This window comes from Pararhodobacter sp. (assembly GCF_034676545.1).
In the GTDB taxonomy this organism is placed as follows: Bacteria; Pseudomonadota; Alphaproteobacteria; order Rhodobacterales; family Rhodobacteraceae; genus Pararhodobacter.
The window spans coordinates 1778713-1803801 of the sequence record NZ_JAUCBZ010000015.1; the positions used below are offsets into that span (position 1 = coordinate 1778713).

At 62.9% G+C, this 25089-nt stretch carries 29 protein-coding genes, 1 other RNA gene and 2 pseudogenes; 18 read left to right on the forward strand and 14 right to left on the reverse strand.

The window, feature by feature from the left end; genetic code table 11:
- Nucleotides 1-19 precede the first annotated feature (19 nt).
- The 4 genes from rnpB to VDQ28_RS12220 all read left to right on the forward strand — a co-directional run bounded on the left by rnpB (nt 20) and on the right by VDQ28_RS12220 (nt 2936).
- Nucleotides 20-417: RNase P RNA component class A (rnpB, locus tag VDQ28_RS12205), an RNA gene on the forward strand.
- Between the two features lie 143 nt (nt 418-560).
- Nucleotides 561-2090 (forward strand): undecaprenyl-phosphate glucose phosphotransferase, encoded by a 1530-nt coding sequence (locus tag VDQ28_RS12210; protein ID WP_323036196.1) that lies wholly within the window; start codon nt 561-563, stop codon nt 2088-2090.
- Between the two features lie 99 nt (nt 2091-2189).
- Nucleotides 2190-2357 (forward strand): 50S ribosomal protein L33, encoded by a 168-nt coding sequence (gene rpmG / locus VDQ28_RS12215; RefSeq protein ID WP_228664156.1) that lies wholly within the window; start codon nt 2190-2192, stop codon nt 2355-2357.
- Between the two features lie 84 nt (nt 2358-2441).
- On the forward strand, nt 2442-2936 hold the full coding sequence (locus VDQ28_RS12220; protein WP_323036197.1) for a hypothetical protein: 495 nt from the start codon (nt 2442-2444) through the stop codon (nt 2934-2936).
- A 53-nt stretch (nt 2937-2989) separates the two neighbouring features.
- Here the strand turns inward: VDQ28_RS12220 and VDQ28_RS12225 are convergent.
- Nucleotides 2990-3794 (reverse strand): annotated as a pseudogene (locus VDQ28_RS12225) (Bax inhibitor-1 family protein).
- 148 nt (nt 3795-3942) lie between these two features.
- Nucleotides 3943-4170, reverse strand: coding sequence for a DUF1127 domain-containing protein (locus VDQ28_RS12230; RefSeq protein WP_323036198.1), 228 nt, complete (start codon nt 4168-4170; stop codon nt 3943-3945).
- 131 nt (nt 4171-4301) lie between these two features.
- Between VDQ28_RS12230 and VDQ28_RS12235 the strand changes: the two genes are divergently transcribed.
- A complete protein-coding gene (locus tag VDQ28_RS12235; protein WP_323036199.1) occupies nt 4302-5189 on the forward strand; it encodes a LysR family transcriptional regulator in 888 nt (295 codons plus the stop codon).
- Nucleotides 5190-5199: 10 nt separating this feature from the next.
- Here the strand turns inward: VDQ28_RS12235 and VDQ28_RS12240 are convergent.
- Nucleotides 5200-6166 (reverse strand): annotated as a pseudogene (locus VDQ28_RS12240) (NADPH:quinone oxidoreductase family protein).
- Between the two features lie 433 nt (nt 6167-6599).
- Here VDQ28_RS12240 and VDQ28_RS12245 point away from each other — a divergent pair.
- Complete coding sequence (locus VDQ28_RS12245) at nt 6600-6959, forward strand: helix-turn-helix transcriptional regulator (RefSeq protein ID WP_323036200.1); 360 nt, start codon at nt 6600-6602, stop codon at nt 6957-6959.
- A 107-nt stretch (nt 6960-7066) separates the two neighbouring features.
- Nucleotides 7067-7873: a histidinol-phosphatase gene (gene hisN / locus VDQ28_RS12250; protein WP_323036201.1), complete on the forward strand. Its 807-nt coding sequence runs from the start codon at nt 7067-7069 to the stop codon at nt 7871-7873.
- 130 nt (nt 7874-8003) lie between these two features.
- On the opposite strand, the gene guaD is transcribed toward hisN, so the two are convergent.
- On the reverse strand, nt 8004-9293 hold the full coding sequence (guaD, locus tag VDQ28_RS12255; RefSeq protein ID WP_323038118.1) for a guanine deaminase: 1290 nt from the start codon (nt 9291-9293) through the stop codon (nt 8004-8006).
- Between the two features lie 142 nt (nt 9294-9435).
- Here guaD and mgtE point away from each other — a divergent pair, with 142 nt between their 5' ends.
- Together mgtE and VDQ28_RS12265 are read left to right on the forward strand one after the other, a co-directional pair.
- Nucleotides 9436-10842, forward strand: coding sequence for a magnesium transporter (mgtE, locus tag VDQ28_RS12260; protein WP_323036202.1), 1407 nt, complete (start codon nt 9436-9438; stop codon nt 10840-10842).
- Nucleotides 10843-10851: 9 nt separating this feature from the next.
- Complete coding sequence (locus VDQ28_RS12265) at nt 10852-11409, forward strand: 5-formyltetrahydrofolate cyclo-ligase (RefSeq protein ID WP_323036203.1); 558 nt, start codon at nt 10852-10854, stop codon at nt 11407-11409.
- 44 nt (nt 11410-11453) lie between these two features.
- Here VDQ28_RS12265 and VDQ28_RS12270 read toward each other — a convergent pair whose 3' ends face one another.
- The gene (locus tag VDQ28_RS12270) at nt 11454-11945 is read right to left on the reverse strand and encodes a hypothetical protein (RefSeq protein ID WP_323036204.1); all 492 of its coding nucleotides are present in this window, start codon (nt 11943-11945) and stop codon (nt 11454-11456) included.
- A 5-nt stretch (nt 11946-11950) separates the two neighbouring features.
- On the reverse strand, nt 11951-12991 hold the full coding sequence (locus VDQ28_RS12275; protein ID WP_323036205.1) for an aldo/keto reductase: 1041 nt from the start codon (nt 12989-12991) through the stop codon (nt 11951-11953).
- A gap of 96 nt (nt 12992-13087) precedes the next feature.
- Here VDQ28_RS12275 and VDQ28_RS12280 point away from each other — a divergent pair, with 96 nt between their 5' ends.
- The gene (locus VDQ28_RS12280) at nt 13088-13813 is read left to right on the forward strand and encodes a hypothetical protein (RefSeq protein ID WP_323036206.1); all 726 of its coding nucleotides are present in this window, start codon (nt 13088-13090) and stop codon (nt 13811-13813) included.
- A gap of 63 nt (nt 13814-13876) precedes the next feature.
- On the opposite strand, the gene nusB is transcribed toward VDQ28_RS12280, so the two are convergent.
- The 7 genes from nusB to VDQ28_RS12315 all read right to left on the reverse strand — a co-directional run bounded on the left by nusB (nt 13877) and on the right by VDQ28_RS12315 (nt 19662).
- Nucleotides 13877-14362 (reverse strand): transcription antitermination factor NusB, encoded by a 486-nt coding sequence (nusB, locus tag VDQ28_RS12285; RefSeq protein ID WP_323036207.1) that lies wholly within the window; start codon nt 14360-14362, stop codon nt 13877-13879.
- Nucleotides 14359-14895 carry a 6,7-dimethyl-8-ribityllumazine synthase gene (locus VDQ28_RS12290; protein ID WP_323036208.1) on the reverse strand — a complete coding sequence of 179 codons (537 nt, stop codon included), beginning with the start codon at nt 14893-14895 and terminating at the stop codon, nt 14359-14361. The genes nusB and VDQ28_RS12290 overlap by 4 nt, the downstream gene beginning before the upstream one ends.
- Before the next feature lie 3 nt (nt 14896-14898).
- Nucleotides 14899-16035, reverse strand: coding sequence for a 3,4-dihydroxy-2-butanone-4-phosphate synthase (gene ribB / locus VDQ28_RS12295; RefSeq protein ID WP_323036209.1), 1137 nt, complete (start codon nt 16033-16035; stop codon nt 14899-14901).
- A 107-nt stretch (nt 16036-16142) separates the two neighbouring features.
- Entirely contained in the window at nt 16143-18032 is a 1890-nt protein-coding gene (locus VDQ28_RS12300) for a cation-translocating P-type ATPase (RefSeq protein ID WP_323036210.1), read from the reverse strand.
- Nucleotides 18033-18508: 476 nt separating this feature from the next.
- Nucleotides 18509-18964, reverse strand: a complete 456-nt coding sequence (locus VDQ28_RS12305; RefSeq protein ID WP_323036211.1) for a YbjQ family protein — start codon at nt 18962-18964, stop codon at nt 18509-18511.
- A gap of 18 nt (nt 18965-18982) precedes the next feature.
- The gene (locus VDQ28_RS12310) at nt 18983-19192 is read right to left on the reverse strand and encodes a S24 family peptidase (protein WP_323036212.1); all 210 of its coding nucleotides are present in this window, start codon (nt 19190-19192) and stop codon (nt 18983-18985) included.
- Nucleotides 19189-19662: a helix-turn-helix transcriptional regulator gene (locus tag VDQ28_RS12315; protein WP_323036213.1), complete on the reverse strand. Its 474-nt coding sequence runs from the start codon at nt 19660-19662 to the stop codon at nt 19189-19191. The genes VDQ28_RS12310 and VDQ28_RS12315 overlap by 4 nt, the downstream gene beginning before the upstream one ends.
- 94 nt (nt 19663-19756) lie before the next feature.
- On the opposite strand from VDQ28_RS12315, the gene VDQ28_RS12320 reads away from it, so the two are divergent.
- Together VDQ28_RS12320 and VDQ28_RS12325 are read left to right on the forward strand one after the other, a co-directional pair.
- A complete protein-coding gene (locus VDQ28_RS12320) occupies nt 19757-20014 on the forward strand; it encodes a hypothetical protein (RefSeq protein ID WP_323036214.1) in 258 nt (85 codons plus the stop codon).
- Nucleotides 20011-20397 (forward strand): hypothetical protein, encoded by a 387-nt coding sequence (locus VDQ28_RS12325; RefSeq protein WP_323036215.1) that lies wholly within the window; start codon nt 20011-20013, stop codon nt 20395-20397. The genes VDQ28_RS12320 and VDQ28_RS12325 overlap by 4 nt, the downstream gene beginning before the upstream one ends.
- Before the next feature lie 98 nt (nt 20398-20495).
- Here VDQ28_RS12325 and VDQ28_RS12330 read toward each other — a convergent pair whose 3' ends face one another.
- On the reverse strand, nt 20496-21008 hold the full coding sequence (locus VDQ28_RS12330) for a hypothetical protein (protein WP_323036216.1): 513 nt from the start codon (nt 21006-21008) through the stop codon (nt 20496-20498).
- Nucleotides 21009-21131: 123 nt separating this feature from the next.
- Here VDQ28_RS12330 and VDQ28_RS12335 point away from each other — a divergent pair, with 123 nt between their 5' ends.
- Genes VDQ28_RS12335 through VDQ28_RS12360 form a run of 6 tightly spaced genes read left to right on the forward strand, consistent with a single transcriptional unit; the run spans nt 21132 to nt 25050 of the window.
- Nucleotides 21132-21482, forward strand: coding sequence for a hypothetical protein (locus tag VDQ28_RS12335; RefSeq protein ID WP_323036217.1), 351 nt, complete (start codon nt 21132-21134; stop codon nt 21480-21482).
- Nucleotides 21479-21601 (forward strand): hypothetical protein, encoded by a 123-nt coding sequence (locus VDQ28_RS12340; protein ID WP_323036218.1) that lies wholly within the window; start codon nt 21479-21481, stop codon nt 21599-21601. The genes VDQ28_RS12335 and VDQ28_RS12340 overlap by 4 nt, the downstream gene beginning before the upstream one ends.
- The gene (locus tag VDQ28_RS12345; RefSeq protein ID WP_323036219.1) at nt 21598-21930 is read left to right on the forward strand and encodes a hypothetical protein; all 333 of its coding nucleotides are present in this window, start codon (nt 21598-21600) and stop codon (nt 21928-21930) included. The genes VDQ28_RS12340 and VDQ28_RS12345 overlap by 4 nt, the downstream gene beginning before the upstream one ends.
- A gap of 2 nt (nt 21931-21932) precedes the next feature.
- Nucleotides 21933-22127, forward strand: a complete 195-nt coding sequence (locus VDQ28_RS12350) for a hypothetical protein (protein WP_323036220.1) — start codon at nt 21933-21935, stop codon at nt 22125-22127.
- Entirely contained in the window at nt 22124-22963 is an 840-nt protein-coding gene (locus tag VDQ28_RS12355) for a ParB/RepB/Spo0J family partition protein (protein ID WP_323036221.1), read from the forward strand. Before VDQ28_RS12350 ends, VDQ28_RS12355 begins: the two co-directional genes overlap by 4 nt.
- Entirely contained in the window at nt 22960-25050 is a 2091-nt protein-coding gene (locus VDQ28_RS12360) for a transposase domain-containing protein (protein WP_323036222.1), read from the forward strand. The genes VDQ28_RS12355 and VDQ28_RS12360 overlap by 4 nt, the downstream gene beginning before the upstream one ends.
- The last annotated feature ends 39 nt before the right edge of the window (nt 25051-25089 follow it).

Sequence of the window (25089 nt, forward strand, 5' to 3'; positions counted from 1 at the left end):
GCGCCTATGTGAAGGGGGCGCGGATGGCCGGACGGCCGCGGGCAGCAATGTTCGAGGAAAGTCCGGACTCCATGAGGCAACGGTGCCGGGTAACGCCCGGCCGGGGTAACCCGAGGGAAAGCGCCACAGAGAAGAAACCGCCTTTGGTTTTCGGACCATCGGTAAGGGTGAAACGGTGGGGTAAGAGCCCACCGCGGGACGGGCAACCGGACCGGCAAGGCAAGCCCCACCGGGAGCAATGCCGAATAGGGACCTCGCGCGGGTTGATCGGCTTTCGGGCCGATATCGCCGCAGGGACATCTCAGCCCAGAGGTCCGGGTTGGCAGCTTGAACCCTCCGGTAACGGATGGGTCAGAGGAATGGTCGTCGACGGGGGCAACCCCTGAACAAAATCCGGCTTACAGGCCATCCGCGCATATCACCGCAGTCTTTGATAATTTTAGTCGAACGCCATATTTGCGCCCGATCCTGCGCGTAGCGTCAAGCGCAAGAGGTCGGCCCGTTGATTCGGGCGGACCCGGATTCTGTTGAGAGACGGTGCGCGAAGGCATGGTGTGACGATGAACGATATTTCAATACGCAAGCGTTTGTTCGGCGAGACCCACCGGCGACGCCCGCATACCGGGGCCCCGCGCCCACGGTTGCTGGGGGGGCAGGCCTTGGCGCAGGCGCAGCGCCTGAGCGAGCCAAGCCTGCGGCCGACCGTGTTTTCCCTGTCGCTGTTCATGCTGGATGTGTTGATCGTTGCGGTGGCCGGGCAGGTGTCATTCGCCTATGGACCGGCGCAACCCTTGACCCTGATTCAGGCCAGCGGGGTGGTCTGGCTGGGGGCGCTGATCCTTGCGGTCACGGTGCGCCTGATCGGGGGGTATCGTTTCCGCGCCATGCGTCAATTGCCACGGAGCATTGCCCTGGGGGTCGTGGCGATGGCGATTGGCGCTCTGGTGTTGCATGGGTTTCTGATGGTCTCGGGGTTGGATGCGGGGCCGGTGGATGGCTGGCTGGGGGGTTGGGCGCTGGCCGCTGCGGTGCCGTTGCTGGCGGTGCGGGTGGGGTTGTGGCTGCGGATTCGCGGGTTGATGCGGATCGGGCGGTTGGAGCACCGGATCGTTCTGGTTGGCGGTGGCGCGTCCTTGGCGCCGATGATCATGGAAATCGACAAGGAGCGCGGCAAGGGGCGGCGCTTGTGTGGGTTTTTCGACGAGCGTCATGACCTGCGCTCGCCCTCGGTGATCGAGGGGTATCACAAGATGGGCGATGTCGATGATCTGGTCGAATTTGCCCGGCTGGCCAAGATCGACACAGTGATCGTGGCAATCCCGCACGCGTCGCAACAACGTGTTCAGGATCTGTTGGCGCGTCTGTTTGTCTTGCCCGTCGATATCCGGGTGCTCGAGGGTGCCGAGGTGCCGGAGTACTCGCGCAAGCGGCGGTCCAGGATTGGGCCCTTCACGCTGATCGAGATCTACAAGCGGCCCGTGGACGGGAAACGCGCGGTGCAAAAGCGCATTTTCGACGTGGTTTTTGCAACCGTGGCGTTGGTCTTGTTGTTGCCGCTCATGGCGATCATCGCGCTGTTGATTCGGCTGGAGTCGCCGGGGCCGGTGTTGTTCCGCCAGCGGCGTCACGGGTTCAACAACAAGCCGATTCAGGTGTTGAAGTTCCGCTCGATGTATATCGACCAATGCGATCCGACGGCGGTGAAGGCGGTGCGCCGGGTTGATACGCGGGTGACAAAAATCGGGCGGTTCATCCGTCGCGCCTCGATTGATGAGCTGCCGCAGTTTTTCAACGTGCTGCGCGGTGAGTTGTCACTGGTCGGGCCGCGCCCCCATGCGATGGCGGCGCGCACCGGGGATATCATCTATGATCAGGTGACCGAGGCCTATTCGGCACGCCACAAGGTCAAGCCGGGGGTTACCGGTTGGGCGCAGATCAACGGGTGGCGCGGCGAGATGAACTCGTCCGAGAAAATCAGGGCGCGTGTCGAGCATGACCTCTATTACATCGAGAATTGGTCGCTTTGGCTGGACTTCAAGATCATGGTCATGACCCCTTGGAGCCTGGTGACGACGAAAAACGCATACTAGGTGTCTTCGGGCAGTTGACTCTGGCGGGGGGATGCGTAAAAGGCGGGCTTCATAGGAATTTATCGGTGGCAATGCTGCCGCCGAGCGCAGGAGATACCCATGGCGAAACCGACGACGATCAAGATCCGTCTGAACTCGACGGCGGGCACCGGCCACTTCTACGTGACCAAGAAAAACGCTCGCACAATGACTGAAAAGATGGTGATCCGGAAGTTCGATCCGGTTGTCCGTCAGCACGTTGAATACAAAGAAGGCAAGATCAAGTAATTTGATCTGACCTTTCTTGCTGTTCAAAACGGGCCGCGCTGATTTCTCAGCTGCGGCCTTTTTGCGTATCCCAAAGGAAATCCGGTGTATTCATCCGTTCAGACCCGGCCCTTGCCAGAGGCCGCGCTGTTGGCACCCTATGCGATGATCGAGGGCGGGTTCACCGATTGTTATGCGGTGGATGTTCCGGTCGTGGTTTCGCTGGCGGACTATGTCGCCGCCTTTTACACCACGCCGCTTTTTCGCATGGAGCGCGGGCTTCTGGCGATTGCGCTCCGCGAACCCTCGCAGGATGCGCAGGCCGTGGAACTGGCGGCAGGCGCGCGCGACAGCTATTCTGCCTGGCGCGTTGAGGCGCGTACAGAGGCGCAGCTGCTGATGTGCCCGCTGGGTGAGCGCACGCGGTCCTGGCTCATGGTCGAGCCGCAGGGCCACTCTACGCGGCTGTTCTTTGGGTCTGCGGTGGTGCCGCAGGGGGGTGGTGCGGGGCGTGGCCCGCTGTTCCGTTTGCTGCTGGGCGTGCATGGGGTCTATTCCAAAGCCCTCCTGGCATCGGCTGCGCGGCGGCTTGGCGCATAGAAAAAGGGCCGGTCGCAATGGACCGGCCCTTTGATAACGTCCTTGTAACGCTGTTATTCTTGGCTGCCCATGAACATCAGCAGGAACTGGAACAAGTTCAGGAAGCTGATGTAGAGGCTGAGTGCCCCGTCAATCGCGGCTTTTTCCAGCCATTCCTGATCCCCTTGCGACGCATGTGCAACATAGGTGTTCTTGATCTCTTGCGTGTGCCATGCCGTCAGGCCCGCAAACACCAGGATGCCGATGGCCGAGATGGCGAACATCATGGCCGGCGACTGCAAGAAGATGTTGACCACCATCGCGACGATCAGACCAATCACGCCCATCATCAGGAACGTGCCCATGCCCGACAGGCTGCGCTTGGTGGTGTAGCCATACAGGCTGAGACCGGCAAAGGCGATGGCCGTCACGAGGAAGGTCTGCACGATCGAGTAATCGGTGTAGATCAGGAAGATCGAGCTCAACGACACGCCAATTGCGGCGGCGAAGACGAAGAAGCCCATCTGCACGACGGCCAGCGCTGCCGCGACGCATCAACGAGCCCCAACCGAACAGGATGAAGGCCAGCGGGGCAAACATCACGACATAGCGCAGCGGCGTGGTATAGATCAGCGCGCCAAGCCCGCTGAGGTATTCCCCTTGACGGATCATCATTGCCTGACCGTCGGCATTGGTTGCCGCAGATGTCAGATCGCCCGTGACCGCGAGCCCGGCGATGGCCCAGGCGGCCAGAGCGGTGATCAGCATGCCTACGGACATCGTGCCGTAGACCTTGTTCATATGCGCGCGCAGGCCGGCGTCGATCTGGGCGCTGACTGCGCCCGTGGCGGTGCCGCGCATCGACTGATAATTGGCCATTAAACCCTCCGTTGGAAACTATGGATCCGCCAATCCAAGCAGAAAAGCGGTTCCCGTCAATATCGGGGTCAATGGCCCGTAGTTCAAGGATTTCCGAGCGGAAAATTGGAAACAGTTGCGCCGCCTCGAAAATGGCGGGCGCGGGATGCTAGGCGCGCCACGTTTGCGGTGCATCCCAAAACGGGCGATTTGCCTCGATCCGGGCCTGTTCCGGGCTGATCCCGAGATCCGCAAGGCGCGTGGCGTCGAGCTGTGCCAACCGATTGCGCTGATTGGCCAGCCGGGCCAGTCCGAGCCATGACGTGATCTTGAACGCGCGGGCGCCAAAAACAGAAAGCCCCAGCGGGGTGGTGATGGTGGGATTGCTCTGCGACATCGTCGGCTCCTGTCTTGACGTATTGAAATGCGATGATTCGAGGGTGACTCATCAGTGTTGTTGATTTGATACGCGATCTCGGATTATAATGACAATGAATGTTAGTCATGGGACTCATCAGGGAGTGTGATGTGAAGCGCAATCTGGATTTGGCCGCGCTGCGGGCCTTGGCGGCGATCGCGGATTTCGGCAGTGTGACGCGGGCGGCGCATGTGCTCAATCTGACGCAATCCGCCGTGTCGATGCAGATCAAGCGGCTGGAGGACGGATTGGACCTTGTGCTGCTGGATCGCTCGGGGCGCGGCGTTGCGCTGGCCGCGTCAGGCGAGCAATTGCTGGCCTATGCGCGCCGGATTCTTGCGCTCAACGATGAAGCGGTCGCGCGTCTGACCGACAGCACCTATGAAGGCGAGATCGTCATCATCGTTCCCCATGACATCGTCTATCCGCATATTCCGCAAGTGCTGCGGCATTTCAATGCGGCGTATCCTCGGATGCGGGTCAAGCTGCAGGCGCTTCATACCAAGATCGCCAAAACCCGGCTGCGCGAAGGCGAATGCGATCTGATCCTGACCACCGAAAGCCATTGCGAACCCGATGGTGAAACCCTGACCCGGTTGCCTCTGGTCTGGATCGGTGCGCCGGGCGGAGTGGCGTGGCGGCAGCGACCGCTGCAACTGGCGCTGGGTCGATATTGCGCGTTCAGGCCGGGGATCGTGGCGGCCCTGGATCGCGAGAATATCCCGTGGGAAGCAGCGGTCGAATCCGAATCCGACCGCACATTGGAGGCGACGGTCAGTTGCGATCTGGCGGTTCATGCCCTGCTGGCGGGCACCGAGCCCCCCTTTGCCGAGCGGATCAACCACGGCGGCACGCTGCCCGAGCTCACCAGCCATCTGGTGAACCTCTATATCAACCGGTCGAGCAGCAAGCCCGGCGTGCTGGCACTGGCGGATTTGTTGCGCCGGGCCTGGGACGGACGCGAGCCAGACGCCCGCCCCAACGTGGCCGCAGAATAGCCCGCGGCGTTCAGCCGTGCATGGTGATCACAACCTTGCCCGTGGATTTGCGCGTGCGCATCAGCTCCATGCCTTCGGCGGTCTGCGTGAGCGGCAGCGCGTGACTGATATGCGGCGACAGACGACCTTGGGCGTAGAGCGCCATCAAATCCATCAACGACTTGGTCAGCACCTGCGGTTTGAACGCGGCATAAGCACCCCAGTAAAACCCGATGATATCAATATTCTTGACCAGCAGGATATTGGCCGGGAAGTTCGGCACCTCGCCCCCGGCAAAGCCGATGACGATAAAACGTCCCTCGGGGCGCAGGGCGCGAAGTGCGGCCGTGGATGCCGGATCGCCCACCGCGTCATAGACGACATCGACGCCGCCCAGCGCCTTGAGTTCGGCTTTCAGATCGGCGCTCTCGCTGTCGATCAGCACGCTTGCCCCGGCTGCCTTGGCGACGGCGAGCTTGTCGGCACCGCGTGCGACGGCGACAACCTTGGCACCCAGCTGCGCGCCGATCTCAACCGCCGTCAGCCCGACGCCCCCGGCCCGCGCCCAGAACCAACAGCGTTTCACCTTTGGCCAGCCGCGCGCGATGCGTCAGCGCCAGATGTGACGTGCCATAGGCGATCATGAAGCCCGCGGCGTGTTCAAACGGCATCGCATCGGGGATCGGCATGCAGCGGATGGCTGGAAAACAACCGTATTCGGCCAAACCTCCTTGCCCGGCGAATGCGGCAACGCGCTGGCCGACCGTCAGATGCGTCACCCCCTCGCCAACCGCATCGACGGTTCCGGCGACCTCCATCCCCATGACAAAGGGCAGGGCCGGGCGCTCTTGATACTGGCCGCGCGCCATCAGAAGATCCGCAAAATTCAACCCGCACGCACCGATTTTCAGCCGTACCTCGCCCGCGGCGGGTTCGGGCATCGGAAGGTCGACAAGGGCCGGGGGGGTATCCGTGCTGGACAGGACAAAAGCGCGCATGGGGGTCTCCAGGAATTTCGGTGGCTCGCAAGATGTCGCGCTATCCCGCCAAGGTAAAGCCCAGGACGCAGCGCGGGCAAAATCACTGCAAAATGCGAATGCACGCGCAGGTTGATCTCATTGTGCGTTGCATTTTGCAAAACACGTCTTGATGGAAGATCAATGTCATGTTTACATCCCACGGTAGGGTTACACGGATCGCCCAAGGTTCCGTAAGGGAAGCTTGAGAGGGCCTCTGAAAAACAATTCTGACACGACCAGATAGGTGCCAATACACGGCGCCGCAGATTAACGCTCGGACCGCATTCTCGGTTTTTTGGGTTTCTTCAAAAAAGTTGGCACGAAACGTGCTTGTTACCCTCTGAGAGAGATATGTAAACGCGCCTTGCCAAGATGTCTCATGGTGCTGAAAACAAAAAAGAGGAACAGAATTGTGAAACACCCGGTAGATGTTCATGTCGGCAAACGTATTCGCCATCGTCGTTGGATGGTCGGAATGACCCAGCAGCAATTGGCTGATTCGGTGGGGATCAAATTCCAGCAGATCCAGAAATACGAGACAGGCATGAACCGGGTCAGTGCGTCGCGGCTTTGGGATATCGCGCGCACCCTGGGTGTGTCGATCGGGTTCTTCTTTGAGGGGCTGAGTGGTGAAAGCTCTGACATCGCCGTTGAGGCCGATATCCTGGCCAACAAGGAAGCAATGGACCTGGTGCGCGCCTATTACGCCATCCCCGAGGCGCAGCGTCGGCGCCTGTTTGATCTGGCCCGCGTGTTGTCCGAGGCCGCGTGAAAGCCTGAGGAGTGAGCGCGCCCCCTTGCCGGGCCGCGCGCGTGTCCCTAGACAGTCGAGGCTCACACGGTGGTGTGGGCCTTTTTTCTGAACCCGGAGCCTTGGTCATGGTGCGCGCGCCCATATCCCCTGCAACCGCCGCCGACCTGTGGCGCACGGCCCATGCTTTGGCGGATGTCGCGCGCCCGGTCACGCTGGCATCCTTTCGCCAGCCGGATTTGCAAGCCGACAACAAGGATGCCAACGGGTTTGACCCGGTCACCGTGGCGGATCGCGCGGCCGAGGCGGCAATGCGCGACACCCTGGCGCGGCTGCGCCCGCAAGACGCGGTGCTGGGCGAAGAAGCGGGTGCCACACCCGGAACCAGCGGGCTGACCTGGGTGCTTGACCCGATTGACGGAACCCGCGCCTATCTGTCAGGGACGCCGACCTGGGGCGTCCTGATCGGGTTGGCGGATGCGCAGGGGCCGATCCTGGGGATCGTGGATCAACCCTTTATCGGCGAGCGATTTTGCGGTGGCCTTGGAACCGCGCATGTCACCGGTCCGCAGGGCAAACAGAGGCTGGCGACCCGGCCCGCCCGCGCCCTGTCGCAATCTGTGGTTTTCACAACCTTTCCCGAGATTGGCACCCACGCCGAGCGGCAGGCTTTCGAGCGCGTTTCCGCACAGGCGCGGCTGACGCGGTATGGTATGGATTGTTATGCCTACGCGCTTTTGGCGTCAGGGCAAATTGATCTGGTGATCGAGGCCGGGTTGCACAGTTACGATGTCATGGCGCCGATTGCGGTCATCGAGGCGGCGGGGGGGATTGTGACCAACTGGCAGGGCGGCCCGGCGCATCATGGCGGTCAAGTGATCGCGGCGGCAAACGCCTCGGTTCACGCCGAAGCGCTGGCGTTTTTGGCGCGGTGAGGGGGGGAGCGTCGCGCGGGGCCATCGAGGCCCCTTGCGCCGCCGGGGGTTTTGCACCCCCGTCAGGCCGTTGGCCTTCCCCCCGCAGAGTATTTTCGGCAAGTTGAAGTTGGCAGGGACCGGCGCGGGTTCAGGCGTGGTTGATCGGGGTGCCGTTGACCCATGTGGTGCGGATTGCGCGGTCGTCGCCCATCATGATGGTGGGAAACAGCGCCTCCCAAAAGTCGGTGGCGCGGGCGGCGCGCTGGGCAATCGCCGGGGTTGAGGCGAGGTCCACGATGATCACATCGGCCTCATGGCCGGGGGTCAGGGCGCCGATCCTGGTCTGGAGGCCGAGGGCTTGCGCCGATCCGGTGGTGGCCAGCCACCATAGCTGGGTGGCATGCAGGGGATTGCCGCGCAACTGACCGATCTCATAGGCTGCCGCCATCGTGCGCAGCATTGAAAAGGAGGATCCGCCGCCGATATCCGTGGCCAGGCCCACGCGGATACCCTGCGCCTTGAGGCCGCCGGTATCAAAGAGCCCCGAGCCGATGAAGCTGTTGGAGGTCGGGCAGTGGATCAGGGCGGCGTTCACCTCGCGCAGCCGCGCGCGTTCGCGGTCGGTCAGGTGGATGGCGTGGCCATAGAGGCCCTTTTCGCCCAACAAGCCGAACTGTTCGTAGACATCGAGATAGTCGCGCGCCTTGGGGAACAGGTCAGCGACCCAGGCGATTTCTTCGCGCTGTTCGCTCAGGTGGGTCTGCATCGGGCAATCGGGGTGTTCGGCCCAGAGTGCGCCCAGGGCGGCCAGTTGATCCGGGGTCGAGGTGGGGGCAAAGCGCGGTGTGATGGCGTAGGTCAGCCGGTCGACGCCGTGCCAGCGGTTGAGCAGCGTCTTGGAGTCGTCATAGGCCGATTGCGCCGTGTCGCGCAATCCATCGGGGGCGTTGCGGTCCATGCAGGTCTTGCCGGCGAGGGCGCGCATCCCGCGCGATTGCGCGGCGGTGAAGAAAGCGTCAACGCTTTCGGGGTGGATTGTGGCATAGCTGCACACGGTCGTCGTGCCGTGTGACAGCATCAGATCCAGGCAGGTCCCGGCGGTGTGTTGGGCAAAGGCGGGGTCGCCAAAGCGGGTTTCCTCGGGGAACGTATAGGTGTTGAGCCAGTCGATCAGCCGTTTGCCCCAGCTGGCGATGATGGCGGTCTGCGGATAATGGGCGTGCGCATCGACAAAACCCGGCGAGATCAGCGCCTCGCCATAGTCGTGGATTGTCGCCTGAGGGTGCGCGGCGCGCAGGGCCTCGGCGGTGCCGACGGCGGCGATTTTGCCTTGGTCGATCAACACGGCACCGCGCCGTTCATGGTGGGCGCAGTCCGGGCCGTGGGTAAACGGATCGTCAGAAAAGGTCAGTGTCTGTCCCAGCAGCAAGGCTGTCATCATGCGTTCCCCTCGTCAAACCGCATCCCAGAGGTACAGGTCGGATTTGCGATGAACAATCCCTTTATTGCGCGACCGTTTGCGCTTAACACCCACAAGCGCGCGCCGATTCGCAGGCGCGATGCAGGCTTGGGAGGTCACGATGGCAGAACCGGAAAACCGCGTGTTGAACGAAGATCTGCCATCCGACTTTGAAGAGACCACGGTTGATGGTCTGGATGGCGACCGTATCGAGATCATCCTCGATGCGGTAGAGGCGGAAGACGCCGCCGCCGTCGCCGCGGCGGTCGAGCCGCTGCACGCGGCCGATATCGCCGACCTTCTGGAGCAGATCAGCGGCAGCCAGCGCCGCGCGCTGTTGGCGCTGTATGGCGAGATGATCGACGGCGACGTGCTGTCCGAGCTTGAAGAAGGCGTGCGCGAAGAGGTCATCGAGGCCCTGCCACGCGAAGCCTTCGCCGAGGCCGTGCGCGAACTTGATACCGATGATGTCGTTGACATCATTGAGGATCTTGAGGATGCGGAAAAGGCGTATATCCTTGAATCGCTGGAGGTCGAGGACCGGGCGGCGGTGGAAAGCTCGCTGGCGTGGCCGGAGCATTCTGCCGGTCGTCTGATGCAATCCGAGACGGTGGCGGTGCCGCAAGACTGGACGGTTGGTCGGGCGATTGATCAGATGCGCTCGGCGGAATGGCTGCCCGATCAGTTTTATCACGTCATCCTGGTCGATGCGCGCCACCGTCCCACGGGTTACGCGACGTTGGGCCGGGTGTTGGCCTCGCGCCGGGATGTGGCGCTTGCCGATATCGCCGAGGACAGTTTCCGCTCGGTCGAGGCGACGCAGGAAGAAGAAGAAGTCGCGCGGCAGTTCAACAAGTACCACCTGATTTCGATGCCGGTCACCGATGAGGCCGGACGTCTGGTCGGGGTCATCACGATTGATGACGCGATGACCGTGTTGGACGATGAACACGAAGAGGACATGCTGCGCATGGCCGGTGTGCACGAGGAAAGCTCGCTGTCGGACCGGATCTGGGATACGGCGCGGGGGCGGTTCCTGTGGCTGTTCGTGAACCTGATCACGGCGATCATGGCCTCGCTGGTGATTTCGCAATTCGAGGATGAAATCAAGGCGTTGGTCGCTTTGGCGGTGTTGATGCCGATTGTCGCCTCGATGGGGGGCAACGCGGGTACGCAGTCGATGACGGTGGCGGTGCGCGCCTTGGCGACGCATGAATTGACCGGACAGAACACCAGGCGGGTGATCTGGCGCGAGTTGGTCGTTGGGGTGATCAACGGCATGGCCTTTGGCATCATCATGGCGATCGTGGCGGGCTTCTGGTTCGGCATGCCGATGCTGGCCTTGGTCATTGCCATGGCGATGCTGGCGACGCTGGCCTCGGCGGCGCTGTCGGGGATTGTGCTGCCGGTCATCCTGGACAAGCTCAAAATTGATCCGGCCTTGGCCTCGGGGCCGTTCGTGACGACCGTGACCGATGTTGTCGGTTTCTTCGCCTTCCTTGGGTTGGCGTCGCTCATGTTGCTTTGAGGCGTGGCAATGGGTGGGATCGACGAGCGAAAAGCTGCCGCGCGCAAACAGGCGTTTGCGGGTCGCAAGTCGGCGTTCGGGACCGGACTGGATGCGGTGGCGCAGGGCCATTTGCGCGCGGCGCTCGCCGGGTATGATGCGCGTCCCGTGGCGGGGTATCTGCCAATCCGAACCGAAATAAACCCGGTGCCGGCGATGGCCACGCATCCCGGCCCGGTCGGGGTGCCGGTGATCCGGGCGGCGGGTCAGCCGCTGGAGTTCCACCTCTGGACCCCGGAAACCACGCTGGTCGAGGGGCCGTTTGGCGCGAAAATCCCCGCCCATGGTCAGGCGATCACGCCGCGTGTGGTGATTGTGCCCTTGGTCGGTTTTGATGCCCGCGGCTATCGGCTGGGGTATGGCGGCGGCTTCTATGATCGCACATTGGCCGGTTTGCGCGCCGCCGGGCCGGTGCTGGCGCTGGGCTATGCCTATGATGCACAGGAATTGCCCGAGGTGCCAATCGACGCCTATGATCAGCGTCTTGACGGCATCGTCACGCAGGCCGGCTTGCGGTGGTTTGCCTGACGGTCAGACGCCGCCACGCGGCGGGCGGCGGCGCCTTGGGTCGGTCAATCCGTGCAGACGGTTTCGCGACGTCCGGGCGAGGTGAATACCTCTTGGCAGCCGAACAGCGGCTGCATCGGGGCGCAGGTGCGCGAGCGCGCCAGACAGGCCCCCTCGCAATCACTGGCCTCGTCGCATTGCCGGCCGGCGTCCTGGGTCTGGAAAACGCAGGCAAAGAAGCCGGTGCCGCGCGGCATGAAATTCCCGCCCGAGCGCGTGCAGGCGGCGCGCTGTTGTTCCAGCATGGCCCCCTCGGGCGGGCGCTCTTCGGCCACGACCGGCGATGGCGTGACCGTCACATTGGAATAGCTGGTGTCAATATCCGGCGCAGTCCCATAGGTCGCGTCGAACTCGGGGCTATAGGCCTCGACTTCAGGCGCGGGGGCGACGGGCGTCGGCGGCGCATAGGTCAGGGTCGCGTTGTTTGTGGGCGGTGCGTAAACACAGGCTGACAGCGTGAGCAGCAGTGCGAAAACGGTCAGGATACGATACATCATGGACCTCAAAACGGCATGGGGTGGGAGCGGTGGACGTCATCAATCGCCGCGATCAGATCGGGATCGAGGGTCAGGTTCACGGTGGGAAGCAGATGTTCCAACTGCGCGGTGGTGGTTGCGCCGATGATCGGGATCGACACGAAGGGTCGGCTGCGATGCCAGGCGATGGCCATGTGGCTGGGGTCGATACTCCAGTCGCGCGCCAGTCCGAGATAGGCGGCAACGGCATCGAACACGCGCGGCGTGATGCGCCCGCCAAGAGTGGCGTTCAGCGAGCGGCGCGAGCCCTCGGGCACCACATCGCCCGCGTATTTTCCGGTCAAAAGCCCGGTTGCGAGGGGGGAAAAGGCCAACAGCGGCACGTTCTCCATGACGCTGGCCTCGGCCATGTCGGTGTCGAACAGGCGGCACAGCAACGAATATTCGTTTTGTATGGTGGCGATGCGCGGCAGGCCGTGGCTGTCGGCGGCATGGATCCATTGCGCCAGCCCCCAGGCGGATTCGTTTGACAGGGCGATCTGGCCGATCTTGCCCTCGGCGATCAAGGCGGCGGCTTCGGTCAGGATCTCGAGGATATGCGCCTGAAAACCCGCGCGATCCCGTGGCGGTTTGTACGTCCAGTTCGCGCGAAACTGATACGAGCCGCGGTTCGGCCAGTGAAGCTGGTAAATGTCGATCCGGTCGGTCTGAAGGCGTTTGAGCGCGGCCTCGACGGCGCTGCGCAGGCGGGGCGCGTCAATCATCGGCGCGCCGCCTTCGATCACCTCGCAGCCTTCGCCCGACACTTTGCTGGCGATCACCAGCTTGTCGCGCCCGCCCTTGGCATTCCACGCGCCGATCACCTCTTCGGTGCCGCCAAGCGTTTCGGGGCTGAACGGGTTCACCGGGTACATCTCGGCGGTGTCGAGATAGGTCAGGCCGTGCTCCAGCGCCATATCAATCTGGCGGTGGGCATCGGCCATCGGTGTCTGGCGACCCCAGGTCATGGTGCCAAGGCAGATATTCGGAACGGTGGGGCCGTTGGGCCCAAGCTTGTGTGTCTTCATTGTCTACTTTTCTTGTTTTCCCAAGACTAGCGGGTTCAGAGTGAAAAACAAGTCATGCGGAATTGAGAACATAACGGGAACATGATAGGGTGTGGCATGGATGATGCCGCCGATTCCCTCTCTGTTGTCGCCAAGCCCGATCTGGCCACCGCCGCGCGGCTTCTGGCCGATCTGACCGCGTCGCATCATCGCGATGCGGGGCCTGTCGCGGTGCCGTTGCAACCGCTGCCGCAGATGGCGCTGGCGCGCGGGCGGGTGCATGAGATCGCCGGGCCTGCGCGGCGCACGCTGGCGGCGGTGATCGCCGGGGCGGCGCAGGCTGAAGGGCCGGTCCTGTGGCTGCGGCCCGGCTGGCGGCGCGAGGGGTTGTGCCCGCAGGGGCTGGCCCGCTTGCTGCCCGATCCCGGCGCGCTGATCATGGTCAACTGCGCCCGCCCGGTCGATATAGTCTGGAGCATGGAGGAAGCCCTGCGTGCCGGCTGCGTGGCGCTGGTGGTGGCCGAGATCGCCGAGGTGCCCGACCTGCGTCAGGTCCGGCGGTTGCATCTGGCGGCGGGCGACGGGCTGGCGCGCAACCGCGCGGCGGGGCGGCTGACCCCGGCGCCTTTGGGGGTCATGCTGGGCTATGAGGTGGCTAATGGCCGCGTGGCCGGGGTCGAAAGCCGCTGGGCGCTGCATCCGCTGCCGCCAGTGGATGCTGGCCCGCCGCGCTGGCGGCTGGATCGCCAATTGGCGCGCGGCTTGCCGCCCAAGGATTGGGAGGTGCAGATGCTGACGGGCAGGGGCGACGCCTCGGCGCCGTTGCTGAGCGAAAACGCATGACGGCGCAAAACAGGGTTTGATCGCCCGATCGCCGTGCCGGGCAAACCGCGCTCGCGACCGACGTCAGGCCGAAAACGCCTCGGGTTTGGCTTCACGCGCCATGTGGTCGAGCACCGCGTTGACGAATTTCGACTCGCGGCCTTCGGGGAAAAACGCTTGTGTGATCTGCACATATTCGGTGATCACCACGCGCGGCGGGGTGTCGGTTTCGACAAATTCGGCCCCGGCGGCGCGAAACAGCGCACGCAGGGTCGGGTCGATCCGTGCAATCGGCCATTTGGCGACCAGCGCGCGGTCGGTCATCTGGTCGATGCGCGCCTGATCATCCACCGCCAGATCCACCAGCTTGCGGAAATAGTCGATGTCGGCATCGACCCAGGCCTCATCCTCGGTTTCCACGCCGATCCGGTGGGTTTCAAACTCCACGCGCACCTGTTCGACGGTCTGCCCCGAGACCTCCATCTGGAACAAGGCTTGCACGGCATAAAACCGCGCGGCCGATTTCAACGCGCGTTTCTCGTTGACCCGCTTGTTATCGGCCTTGCTCATACTGTGTCGCCCCCTTTGGCCAACTGGACCGGGTCCACTGGCCGAAAGCCGACGCCGCCCTTGGGCGCGCCCCAGCGACGGGCCAAGGCCAGCAGATGCAACGCCGCCGCCGCCGCCCCGCCGCCCTTGTTCTGATCCTTGGGATCGGCGCGCACGATTGCCTGTTCCATGTTCTCAACGGTCAGAATGCCATTGCCCAGACACACGCCTTGCAGGCCCAGCAAGGTCAACCCGCGCGAGCTGTCGTTGCAGACCGTGTCATAATGCGTGGTCTCGCCCCGGATCACGCAGCCCAAGGCCACGAACACGTCGAAATCGGCCATGCGAAAGGCCTGACCGATGGCGGCGGGCACTTCCAACGCGCCGGGCACTTCGATCAGCTCATGCGTGGCGCCGGCGGCTTCCAGCGTGGCGCGCGCGCCCTCGATCATCATGTCGGCGATGTCGCGGTAATAGGGGGCGACGACGATCAGCGCCTTGACGGGCTTGTCAAAGCGGGGCAGCGGCAGGGTATAGTGGCTGGCTCCGGCCATGACTCACTCCTTGGGGATGGGGCGGGTGCCCGCGATGTTGAGGCCATACGCCTCGAGCCCAACCACGCGCGGGGTGGGCGAGTTGGTGACCAGGGTCAGACTGTGCAGGCCCAGGGCGGCAAGAATTTGCGCCCCCAACCCATATTGGCGCAGGGTTTGCGGGCTGGCCGCGTCATCCAGGGACAGCTTGACCTCGATGTCGCGCAGCAACACGACCACGCCGCGCCCCTCGGTGGCGATGACCTTCATCGCGCCGCGCAGGTCGCCGGAATGGCCGTCGCCAATGCCCAACACATCCTCGAGCGGGTTCATCGCGTGCATGCGCACCAAGACCGGCTCATCGGTCGCCAGATCGCCCATGGTCAGCACGATATGTTCGGTGCCGTGGGTCTGGTCGGTGAAGATCCGCATGTCCCAGGTGCCACCATGCGCCGAGGTGACGGTGCGTTTTGCGGTTTCGCGCACAAGATTGTCGTGGCGGCGGCGATAGGCGATCAGGTCGGCGATGGTGCCGATCTTGATGTTGTGCTTTTGCGCGAAGCCGATCAGATCGGGCAGGCGCGCCATTTCGCCGTCGTCTTTCATGATCTCGCAGATCACGCCCGAGGGGTTCAACCCGGCCAGCCGCGAGATATCCACCGCGGCCTCGGTATGACCCGCGCGGACCAGCACACCGCCATCGCGGGCGCGTAGCGGGAAAATATGCCCCGGCGTGGCGATATCGGCGCTGTTTTTCGACGGGTCAATGGCCACTGCAACGGTGCGCGCGCGGTCATAGGCCGAAATCCCGGTGGTCACGCCTTCGCGCGCCTCGATGGAAATCGTGAACGCGGTTTCATGGCGCGAGGCGTTGTTGGTGGACATCAGCGACAGGCCCAGCGCGTCGATCCGCTCGCCCGGCAGGGTCAGGCAGATCAGCCCGCGCCCGTGGGTGGCCATGAAGTTGATCGCTTCCGGCGTGGCCATCTGCGCGGGGATCACCAGATCGCCCTCGTTCTCGCGGTCCTCATGGTCCACGAGGATGAACATCCGCCCATTGCGCGCATCGTCGATGATCTCTTCGATCGACGAAATCGCGTCACGCCAGTTCTGTTCCACCGGGCCGGGCTTTTCGAAATCCCCAGGCTGTTCTCTCTGCATTGTCCACTCCTGTCGCCTTATGGGGTCAGATAGCGCAAGGGGCGGGCGGGTGAAAGGGGGCGAGGCGCAAGACGTGACGGCGAAACCGTGTCAATTGCCGCTTTTGGTCAACGCTTGTCGGCGCGGATCGGATCGGCGAGTAGCCGCAACCCATTCAGCACAACCAGAACGGTGCCGCCTTCGTGGCCAACGACCGCCAAAGGCAGCGGCATGTCAAAGAACAACCCGCCCGTCACCAACACCAGCATCGCACCAATCGCAAAGATCAGATTTTGCCGCACGATGCGGGCGGTGCGCCGCGCGAGGCGATGCGCCTCGGCCAGACGGGTCATGTCCTCGGACAACAGGGCCACGTCAGCGGCCTGCAGCGCGACCTCGGACCCGGCGGCCCCCATCGCGATGCCGACATCGGCGCGGGCCAGGGCGGCGGCGTCGTTCACGCCGTCGCCGACAAAGGCCACCTTGCCGCGTTTGGTCATCGCCGCAACCAGATCCACCTTGTCGGCGGGCAGCAATTCGGCGTGGATCTCATCGGGGGTCAGCCCCAGTTCGGCACCGATGCGCAGCGCCACGGGGCGCCGGTCGCCGGTCATCATGGCGATTTCGGTGACAGTGCCGGCGCGCAACGCCGCGATCCCGCGTTTTGACGTTGCGCGCGGAATATCGGCCACGGTGACCGCCCCCAGCAACGTTGCGCCCCGGCCCGCGAACACCACGGTTTGCGCGCCATCGTCAAACCGGGCAAGCGCGGGCAGGGCGGTTTCGGCCCCCATGCGCTGCGCAATCCGCGCGTTTCCGGCCCAGATCGGCCCCTCGGCATCGACGCCCTCGATCCCTTCGCTGGGGCTGGAGCGCACGTCTTGCACGGCATGTTGCGGCAGGCCGCGGGTCTCGGCCTCAAGACGGATTGCGGCGGCGATGGGGTGCTCGGAATGCGCCTCGAGTCCGGCAAGGCGGGTCAGAAACCCGGCCTCGTCGCCGTCGGCAGCCCAGATATCCGTCACCGTGGCCTTGCCGGTGGTCAGTGTGCCGGTCTTGTCAAAGGCAAAGCTGCGCACCTCGGCCAGGGTTTCCAACGCGGCACCGCCCTTGAACAACACGCCCCCACGCGCGGCGGCGGACAGGCCGGACAAGATCGCGGCGGGCACCGAAATCACCACCGCGCAAGGGCTGGCCGCGACCAGAAGCGTGGCCGCACGGTAAAGCGCGTCATCCCAGCCGCGCCCGGCCAGCAGGAAGCCGATCAGCGCCACAACGGATCCGACCAGAACCGCAATCGTGTACCGCTGGCCGAACCAGGCGCTGAACCGCTCCGAGGGGGCTTTGGCGGCCTGTGCCTCGGTCACCAGCGTGATCATGCGGGCGACGGTGCTGTCTGCCGTGCCGCGCGTCACCCGCACTTCCATCACGCTATCAAGGTTCACCGTGGCCTCGAACACCTTCTGACCCTGTGCCTTGTGCACGGGCATGGATTCGCCGGTGATGGTGGATTCGTCCAGCGATCCGCGGCCCACGACGATCTCGCCATCCACCGGAACCCGCGCGCCGGGGCGCAGAACGACAATATCACCGGGCAGCAACGAGCCGACGGACACCTCTCGGGTGCCGTTGCTGGTTTGCAGCAGGGCGGTTTCCGGCCTGAGCGCCATCAGCGCCTCGACCGCGCGCCGGGCGCGGCCCAAGGCGCGGGTCTCCAGGGTGCCCGAGATGGAGAACAGGGTCAGCAACACCGCCCCTTCCATCGCCGCACCGACCGCCAGCGCCGCTGCCGCCGCCACCACCATCAACAGATCAATGTCGAGCACCCGGTTTCTGCGCATTTCCGACAGCGCGCGCAACGTCGCCGGAATGCCGCCCGCTGCATAGACCAGCGACAGCCCGATGATCTCCAACTCTGGCAAGCCAAACGCCCAGCGACCCAAGGCGGCCAGCAGGATGCCCAGAACGGTGATCCCCGACAGGATCAATTCGGCTTCCTGCTTCATCCTGTCGTACATCGTTCAGCCCTCATGATTTTCGCCATCAAACCATTGGATCGGGCGGGGAAATATGATCTGGCACAAAGGGGCTGTGCGTTGACAAATATATCTGCAGTAATGCGGGATAAGGTGAGAATAGGCGGTGGCAAGTGATAAAAGGTAATCACAACAAGGCGTTAAAGAGCATTCGAGGCCGCGAAAGATGCCATGAGATGCGCTTCGCCAAACTTGCAGAGATGCGCATGTTCAGCGCAATTGCCGCAAGCCAAGCCTACTTTGATGTGAGGTGAAAGAGGCCTTAAAGCCTGATTTTATTGGGATTTTATCCGTCCCTGACCGAATCGGATGAGGTCGGAACATACACGCGGACGTGTAAGTTCGGTGGAACGCGTGTATGTTCCGACTAACTCATTGGAAAGAAAGGATATGGAAGGATAAGTGACGCCGCGGCGGCGTGCTCCAACATACACGCGATTTTATTTGTATCCGTGGTCTCAGGTATGGTCACGCAAACGAACTGCTGTTCCCGACGCAACCAAGAACAGCATGCTTTTCCCTCCGCCGCTGATCTCTGAATAGTTAAGATGAACGCCAACAACTGCATCGGCCCCTACGGCAGCGGCTTCTCGGCGGAGCTCGTAAAGCGCCATCTTCCGGGCATCGCGGAGCCCGGTTTGCATCGCCTTGCTCCTCCCGCCGAACACGTCGCGAAAAGATGATGCAATATCCTTGAAGAGATGCAGGCCGATAACGACCTCGGAAGTTAGAATTTCAAGCCGTTCTACGACCGGCAAATCGTGCGCTGTTTCGGTGGTCAGCAGAATACCGTCATAGCTTTCATCATCGTCTCGCTGCTCACCTTGTGAGAATTCAGCCTCGCACTCAGCACATAGGCCGGAATCGGGTGCGATCACCAAGACAGAACCTTTACAAGCCGCGCAGATTGCCATCGTTACAGTTCCTTCATTCTACCAATTATGACCGCTCCAGACGATGCGGCCAAGGACTTTGAGGCGTTCGGCGTCGATGCCGTTGCGGATTTCCGGGGAATGGTCGGGGTTATCGGAAACCAGGGCCAGCGTGCGTGTGCCCAGGCGGTGGAGGCGTTTGATGCGGGTTTCGCCATCGGCGTCGTTGAAAAGATAGAGCTGGCCGTTGTCGATGGCGGTTGGGATCAAACCCCTATCTTCTTTCGCAGTTCGCGCCTTATCTCGGGCAGAAGCTGTTCGAGTTCGTCGCCGTCCGCTGGGTTCTTCATGCGTGAGATCAGGGTGTCATAGATCCAGACGGCCTGATTGAAATGATCGTCCGGGGTCAGTTTCAACTTGGCCGATGAATATTCCGCGCTGACCGCCCCGCCGCAAATCATCAAGAGCAAAGGGTCTGGCCGGGCGCGGTTCGCGGGTTGTGCCGCGGGATCGGCGCTGGCGGCGACAGGTGACCCTTCGCCGTAGAGGATGTAATCCGCACGGACCCCGAACTTTTCCTGCAAACTTATCAGGAAGTTGCGCGAAGGTTCGCTGCGGCCAGCTTCGATGTCACCGATGTATCCACGGCTCACACTCAACTCTGCACTTAACTCTCGCTGAGATAGTTTCTGGGCCTGTCGCCACGTTTTGAGACGCTCACCATATTTTTCATCTCGCATCGGTACAACCCTGTTGACTTGGACGTAAATAGCGTCCATCAATACACAATGACGTAAATTGCGTCCAGACTGTGGCCGCTTGTGGGGAAAGAATATGACAGAGAATCACACCAACATCCAGCCGGGGCCTGTCTTCTACGATGTGTTCCTTGGCTACCTGCGGGTGATGGGCACCAATCTGACGGATTGGTGCGTGCCGCACGCAGTCAGGGCAACCAATGCGAAGCTTGCCGCGACTGGCGGCTGGAACGGCGTGAAAGCCCGCGCGCTGCGCCAGAAGATGATCGACGAGGTCGGCGAAGAAACTTTTGCCCGGCTCTACGCCGAACGGATGCGGCGCGAGGTCGCATGATGGACGCCGCGACGCGCCTTTCAGATGTGCTTGCGATTGCCGATGCATTCCAGCGTCTCGCCGGTGGCGGAAACTTGCTGATGCAGATGCGGGATGCCGAATGCCCGCGTAGCCCCTGGTCTGGCAGCGAAATTTGGCGGCGTTCGATCCTGCGGACACAGATTGCACCAGTTTATCGCGCGATTATCGCCGCGCGCGTTCATCAGCGCGCGCCCAGTGAGGCCATGCATGCAGCCGTGTTGCTTTGGTTCCGGGCTGCATGGGCGACTGATCCGCAAGCCCCCGAAAAGTTCGGCGGGTGGCCGCGCCCGGTTTTGGAACCCCTGACCGGATGGCGCGGAGCCCCGCGCCCGAAATCCCCAAACAAGAAGGAGGTCGCGTGATGCTGAGGCACGAACGCACGCCAATGGAGACGGCTCGGGATATTCAACGTCTGATCGCAGATAACGCGCGCAAACCGTCGAAGCGTCAGTCGACGGTTTCAGTCAAACGGATCCCAATCAGATTGCAAGGGGACGGTGACCGCGCCGCTTCGACCGTCAGACTTGGGGAAGCACCCGTTGCACCGATTGCAGCTCAGCGCATTGAAACGCGCTTGGGATGGCTGGAGAACCGACTTTACCTGATCCTCGAAACACTGGGGGCAAAGATAGTGGACCGGTTGTCCGCCCGCCTTCTCCGGCAAAAGAGCGTAGATCAGGGCACCCATGTCCGTCGTCGTCAGGGCATACCGCTCCGCCTCCGCCGCAAAGCGTTGCTGCTTCATCTCGTCTTTCTGAAGCTCCATGAGCGTATCATGTATCGTCATCTGCGCCTCCTTCGCGGCGATCAGCTTGTCGTAGACCTCGGCAATCAATTTCTTGACCTCGATCATGTCGGGTTTGGGCGAAGAGAGCAGCTCTTTCACGGTTCCGACGAACTCGGCGGATGTCTTGAGGCCCCCGGCGCTCATGCCGGCGATGCCGACGAGGTTTCCAATGGTCGCTAAGTCCATTTTTATCGTCTCCTTTTGGGCAAGTCTTCAGGGGATGAGAGGTGCCAAGGGGCGCGCCAACGCCCTTTGGCATCGACACGCTAGCACGCCAGCCCGGTTGAGAAAATCTCGGAGGGCCGCGGGATGACAAACCCAAAACCCGTTGGCCCCTATCAGACACTACGCGAGGCGATTTGTGCGGGGCTGGACGCCGGGCAACCCGTTAGGGTTGTCGCAGCATCGCTGAACGAAGCCCTTGGCCGTCCGGCCACTGACAGGCGGCTCCTCAATTATGCCAGCGGCATCAAGCATCGGGGCGGTCGTGCCGGGCCGGTCTCCGTCAGCTTGACCCTGCCCGCCAAGATTTTCGGAGGCCTGACGGTGCGTGCCGTGGATCGAGGCCTAACGCCAGCCGCGCTGGCGACACGGCTGATCGAGATCGCCGTGCGAGACGACATGATTGACGCAATTTTGGATGATGGAGGTGAGGCATGACACGGATCCTGCGAGCGTTGCGGACGCTTGAAAACCACTGGCTGGGCGACCTGATCGGCGCGCTATGCCTTGGTGGCCTTCTGTGGGGCGGTTTGTTCGCCGGGGCGGTGCTGCAATGAAGGATTGTAACCTGCCAGCCCCGAACTCCAAATTTCGCGTTGCCCATGTGGACGGGGACTACGTCGTCCTGAACGGTGATGGGGTGTGTGTCTTCGGCCCGAATAACAAGGATATCGCTGACGCGAAATGTGACGCGTTGCAAGCCGCCGCCGATAGCCAGAGCAAGCGTGGCCTGCGGGCCTGCCTGTGCTGCCGCGCAGAGTTCCTGTCCGAGGGCATTCATAACCGGATGTGCAACGCGTGCCGCCGGATTTCGGACCCGTTGGGCAGCACCGGGTTCGCGGGTGGCCAAGACGGCCGCAAGCCGCGCCGCGCGGCGAGGGTTTGAGCATGAGCGATATCCGCAAATTTGAACTGGCAGACATGGTGCGCCAGAAGAGCTTGGAGTTGGCTGGCCGAGCGATGAGGTTGGCGAGCGAAGCGAAGACCGAGGGCGAGATCGACTTCGCCATTGCGATTATCGAGGAGAGCGAAAGCGCCATCACCTTCTGGACCGAACAGCTCAAGGCCGAGGTCCGCTCATGAAATTCCTGAATGGCGGCAATGTGGTGCGCTTGCCTGTTGGCGAGATCGTTGTCGAGGAGCGGCTGCGTGCGGTACGTGAGGACAATATCTCGACCCTGATCCTGATGGCCGAGGATACGGGGATCACGACGCCGATCCATGTGCGCAAGGTCAAGGACAGGCTGGTGCTGATCGACGGCGCGCACCGCTTGGAAGCCACCAAACGCATGGGCTCGCCGGATATCGCAGCGCTTCTGGTGGAATGCCGCGCGGACGAGGCGCGGGCGATGGAGGCCAGCAACAATCTGGGTGCTGCTCGCATGACGCCGCTGGAGACCGCGGTGTTCGTCGCATCCTGGAAGCGCGACTATTACGCCCTGCATCCTGAGCGTGAACAAGGCGTGTTCAAGGGCAACCAATACACTGGAAAAGTGGTGGGGATCAATTTGAGCCTCACCAAAATCATCGCTGACGCCTTTGGAGTTTCGGAGCCAACAATCAAGCGCGCCTTGCAGGCGGGTGACAGCTTGTCGCTAGAAGAAGCAGCGCAACTTGACGCCGCGCCGTGCCGAATCACGATGGAAGACCTCAAGCATCTGTCAAAGATCAGCGACCCTGACGAGCGCGCGCAGGTGATCCTGAAACTGTCCGGCGGGAATGCCAAGAATGCCGCCACCGCACGGCGTCAGTGGAAGGTCGAACAGGGCCTTGCCGCGCCGGTCCAAGACCCCGTTGAAGCGGGTTTGAAGGCGCTCAAAACGGCGTGGTCACGCGCGCCCAAAGAAGCGCGGCGCCGGTTCATTCGTGATCACGGGGCGGACATTGAGGCCATTCTTTATGAGGGATCGCTGGAATGAGCGAACTCGCCCCCACGCACCTCTGGTGGACTGCCAATGAGCTGGCCGACGCCAAACTGCCGGACATGCCAGGCACACAGCAGAGCATCGAGCGCTGGGTCAAGCGCATCAATCTGCGCGCTAACCCGTCGCTGGCACGTCGCCGCGAAGGCCGTGGGGGCGGCTGGGAATATCATTGGACGGCACTGCCATTGGCGGCGCGCAAGGCGCTGCTGGCGGTTGCCAGCGCGCCAGTGCAAGCGCCCAATCGTGGAGAGATGTGGGAATGGTTCGAGGGGCTGCCCCTTGCGGTGCAATGCCGCACGCGGATCCGCCTGCGCTGCGTCCAGTCAGTCGAGGCGTTGGAAAATCATTTGTCGCGCGATCTGGCTGTGCGCGAAGTCGCGGCCACCGAGGGCGTCTCGCCGCGCACGCTGTGGACCTGGTTGGGTCTGATTGAGGGCGTGCGGAGTGATGATCGCTTGCCCTATCTGGCACCCCGTCACCGGGCGGTGGAGCGCAAGGTCACCAAGCGCGATTTCGACGAAGAGTTCTTTGACTGGTTGAAGGCCGATTTTCTGCGCCTTGCCGGTCCGTCGTTTTCCAGCTGCTATCGTCGCGCCGTGATGGTGGCGCGTGACAAGCGTTGGGAAACGGCCCCCGAGCGCACTCTGCGGCGGCGGCTCGATGAGCGGGTCAGCCAGCCGGTGCAAGTCTTGGCGCGCAAGGGCATCGAGGCGCTCAAGCGGATGTATCCGCCGCAGACCCGCGACAAGACTGCGCTGCATGCGCTGGAAGTGGTGAACGGTGACTATCACCGTTTTGATGTGTTCGTGAAATGGCCGGAAATCGACACGCCCGTGCGCCCGCAGATGGTGGCGTTTCAGGACGTCTATTCCGGTCGCATTCTGTCCTGGCGTCTGGACCTGACCGCCAATTCGCACAGCGTCAAGCTGGCGGCTGGCGACATGGTCGAAGCGTGGGGCATTCCCGAGCATGTGTTGCTGGACAACGGGCGCGAGTTTGCCGCCAAGCTGATTACCGGCGGCGCAAAGACGCGGTTCCGGTTCAAGGTTCGCGAAGACGATCTGCCGGGGCTGTTCGTGTCGCTTGGCTGCGAGATCCATTGGGCCACGCCCTATGCCGGTCAATCGAAGCCGATCGAGCGGTCGTTCCGCGACATGTGTGACGCGATCGCCAAGGATCCGCGCTTTGATGGCGCGTGGACCGGCAACCGGCCCGACGCCAAGCCCGAAGACTATGGCAGCCGCGCCATTCCTTATGACACCTTCCTGCGGGTCGTCGGCGAGGGCATCGAAGAGCACAACTTGCGCCAGGGGCGGCGGTCCGAGGTGGCGTGGGGGCGGTCCTTTGCCGAGGTCTTTGCCGAGAGCTACGAGGCCGCTCCAATCCGCAAGGCCACCGAGGCGCAGCGCCGCCTTTGGTTGATGGGCAGTGAGCTTCTACGCGCGCATTCATCGTCTGGATTGGTTAAATTCGCGGGCAACGAATACTGGTCGGACTGGATGCACGACATCGCCGGTGAGCGTGTCATTGCGCGGTTCGATCCGGCAGACCTGCAAGCCGGAGTCCACATCTACAGCGCGGATAATCGCTATCTGGGCGAGGCCGCGTGCAAGAGCGCCGCTGGCTTCCTGTCGATCGAGGATGCGCGGGCCCATGCCAAGGCGCGCGGTGATTGGATGAAGGCCGAGCGCAAGGCGCTGGCGGCGCATCGCACGTTGACCGCCCGCGAATTGGGCGTCGATCTGGATACGGTTGCCGGGTTGGAACCCGCGCCAAAGCCGCAATCAAAAGTGGTCAGGCTGGTGACGCCTGCCAAACCGGCCGCGATCGCGCCGAACCCGGTTATCGACGCGGCACAAGCGGCGCTGGTGACAGATATCGCGAGCCACCGTGCCACACCCAAGACCACCGAGGCCCCGCGCGAACGGTTCAAGCGGGCGCTCGATTTGGAGGGCCGTGTGACGGCTGGCGAGACCATCACGGCCGAGCAGACAAAATGGCTGACCGGCTATCAAACAACTGCTGAATACCGCGCAGAGCGCACGCTCTGGTCGGATTTCGGGCCTGCGTATTTCGGATGAGGAAACCGCCGGGGGCGGTGAGACGCCCACCGGCGGCAA

What these genes read in the sequence shown, in the direction of transcription:
- VDQ28_RS12210 (WP_323036196.1), top strand. Translation starts at nt 561, where the DNA reads ATGAACGATATTTCAATACGCAAGCGTTTGTTCGGCGAGACCCACCGG.
- rpmG (WP_228664156.1), top strand. Translation starts at nt 2,190, where the DNA reads ATGGCGAAACCGACGACGATCAAGATCCGTCTGAACTCGACGGCGGGC.
- VDQ28_RS12230 (WP_323036198.1), bottom strand. Translation starts at nt 4,170, where the DNA reads ATGTCGCAGAGCAATCCCACCATCACCACCCCGCTGGGGCTTTCTGTT.
- hisN (WP_323036201.1), top strand. Translation starts at nt 7,067, where the DNA reads ATGGTGCGCGCGCCCATATCCCCTGCAACCGCCGCCGACCTGTGGCGC.
- guaD (WP_323038118.1), bottom strand. Translation starts at nt 9,293, where the DNA reads ATGACAGCCTTGCTGCTGGGACAGACACTGACCTTTTCTGACGATCCG.
- mgtE (WP_323036202.1), top strand. Translation starts at nt 9,436, where the DNA reads ATGGCAGAACCGGAAAACCGCGTGTTGAACGAAGATCTGCCATCCGAC.
- VDQ28_RS12265 (WP_323036203.1), top strand. Translation starts at nt 10,852, where the DNA reads ATGGGTGGGATCGACGAGCGAAAAGCTGCCGCGCGCAAACAGGCGTTT.
- VDQ28_RS12270 (WP_323036204.1), bottom strand. Translation starts at nt 11,945, where the DNA reads ATGATGTATCGTATCCTGACCGTTTTCGCACTGCTGCTCACGCTGTCA.
- VDQ28_RS12275 (WP_323036205.1), bottom strand. Translation starts at nt 12,991, where the DNA reads ATGAAGACACACAAGCTTGGGCCCAACGGCCCCACCGTTCCGAATATC.
- VDQ28_RS12280 (WP_323036206.1), top strand. Translation starts at nt 13,088, where the DNA reads ATGGATGATGCCGCCGATTCCCTCTCTGTTGTCGCCAAGCCCGATCTG.
- nusB (WP_323036207.1), bottom strand. Translation starts at nt 14,362, where the DNA reads ATGAGCAAGGCCGATAACAAGCGGGTCAACGAGAAACGCGCGTTGAAA.
- VDQ28_RS12290 (WP_323036208.1), bottom strand. Translation starts at nt 14,895, where the DNA reads ATGGCCGGAGCCAGCCACTATACCCTGCCGCTGCCCCGCTTTGACAAG.
- ribB (WP_323036209.1), bottom strand. Translation starts at nt 16,035, where the DNA reads ATGCAGAGAGAACAGCCTGGGGATTTCGAAAAGCCCGGCCCGGTGGAA.
- VDQ28_RS12300 (WP_323036210.1), bottom strand. Translation starts at nt 18,032, where the DNA reads ATGTACGACAGGATGAAGCAGGAAGCCGAATTGATCCTGTCGGGGATC.
- VDQ28_RS12305 (WP_323036211.1), bottom strand. Translation starts at nt 18,964, where the DNA reads ATGGCAATCTGCGCGGCTTGTAAAGGTTCTGTCTTGGTGATCGCACCC.
- VDQ28_RS12315 (WP_323036213.1), bottom strand. Translation starts at nt 19,662, where the DNA reads ATGCGAGATGAAAAATATGGTGAGCGTCTCAAAACGTGGCGACAGGCC.
- VDQ28_RS12320 (WP_323036214.1), top strand. Translation starts at nt 19,757, where the DNA reads ATGACAGAGAATCACACCAACATCCAGCCGGGGCCTGTCTTCTACGAT.
- VDQ28_RS12325 (WP_323036215.1), top strand. Translation starts at nt 20,011, where the DNA reads ATGATGGACGCCGCGACGCGCCTTTCAGATGTGCTTGCGATTGCCGAT.
- VDQ28_RS12330 (WP_323036216.1), bottom strand. Translation starts at nt 21,008, where the DNA reads ATGGACTTAGCGACCATTGGAAACCTCGTCGGCATCGCCGGCATGAGC.
- VDQ28_RS12335 (WP_323036217.1), top strand. Translation starts at nt 21,132, where the DNA reads ATGACAAACCCAAAACCCGTTGGCCCCTATCAGACACTACGCGAGGCG.
- VDQ28_RS12340 (WP_323036218.1), top strand. Translation starts at nt 21,479, where the DNA reads ATGACACGGATCCTGCGAGCGTTGCGGACGCTTGAAAACCACTGGCTG.
- VDQ28_RS12345 (WP_323036219.1), top strand. Translation starts at nt 21,598, where the DNA reads ATGAAGGATTGTAACCTGCCAGCCCCGAACTCCAAATTTCGCGTTGCC.
- VDQ28_RS12350 (WP_323036220.1), top strand. Translation starts at nt 21,933, where the DNA reads ATGAGCGATATCCGCAAATTTGAACTGGCAGACATGGTGCGCCAGAAG.
- VDQ28_RS12355 (WP_323036221.1), top strand. Translation starts at nt 22,124, where the DNA reads ATGAAATTCCTGAATGGCGGCAATGTGGTGCGCTTGCCTGTTGGCGAG.
- VDQ28_RS12360 (WP_323036222.1), top strand. Translation starts at nt 22,960, where the DNA reads ATGAGCGAACTCGCCCCCACGCACCTCTGGTGGACTGCCAATGAGCTG.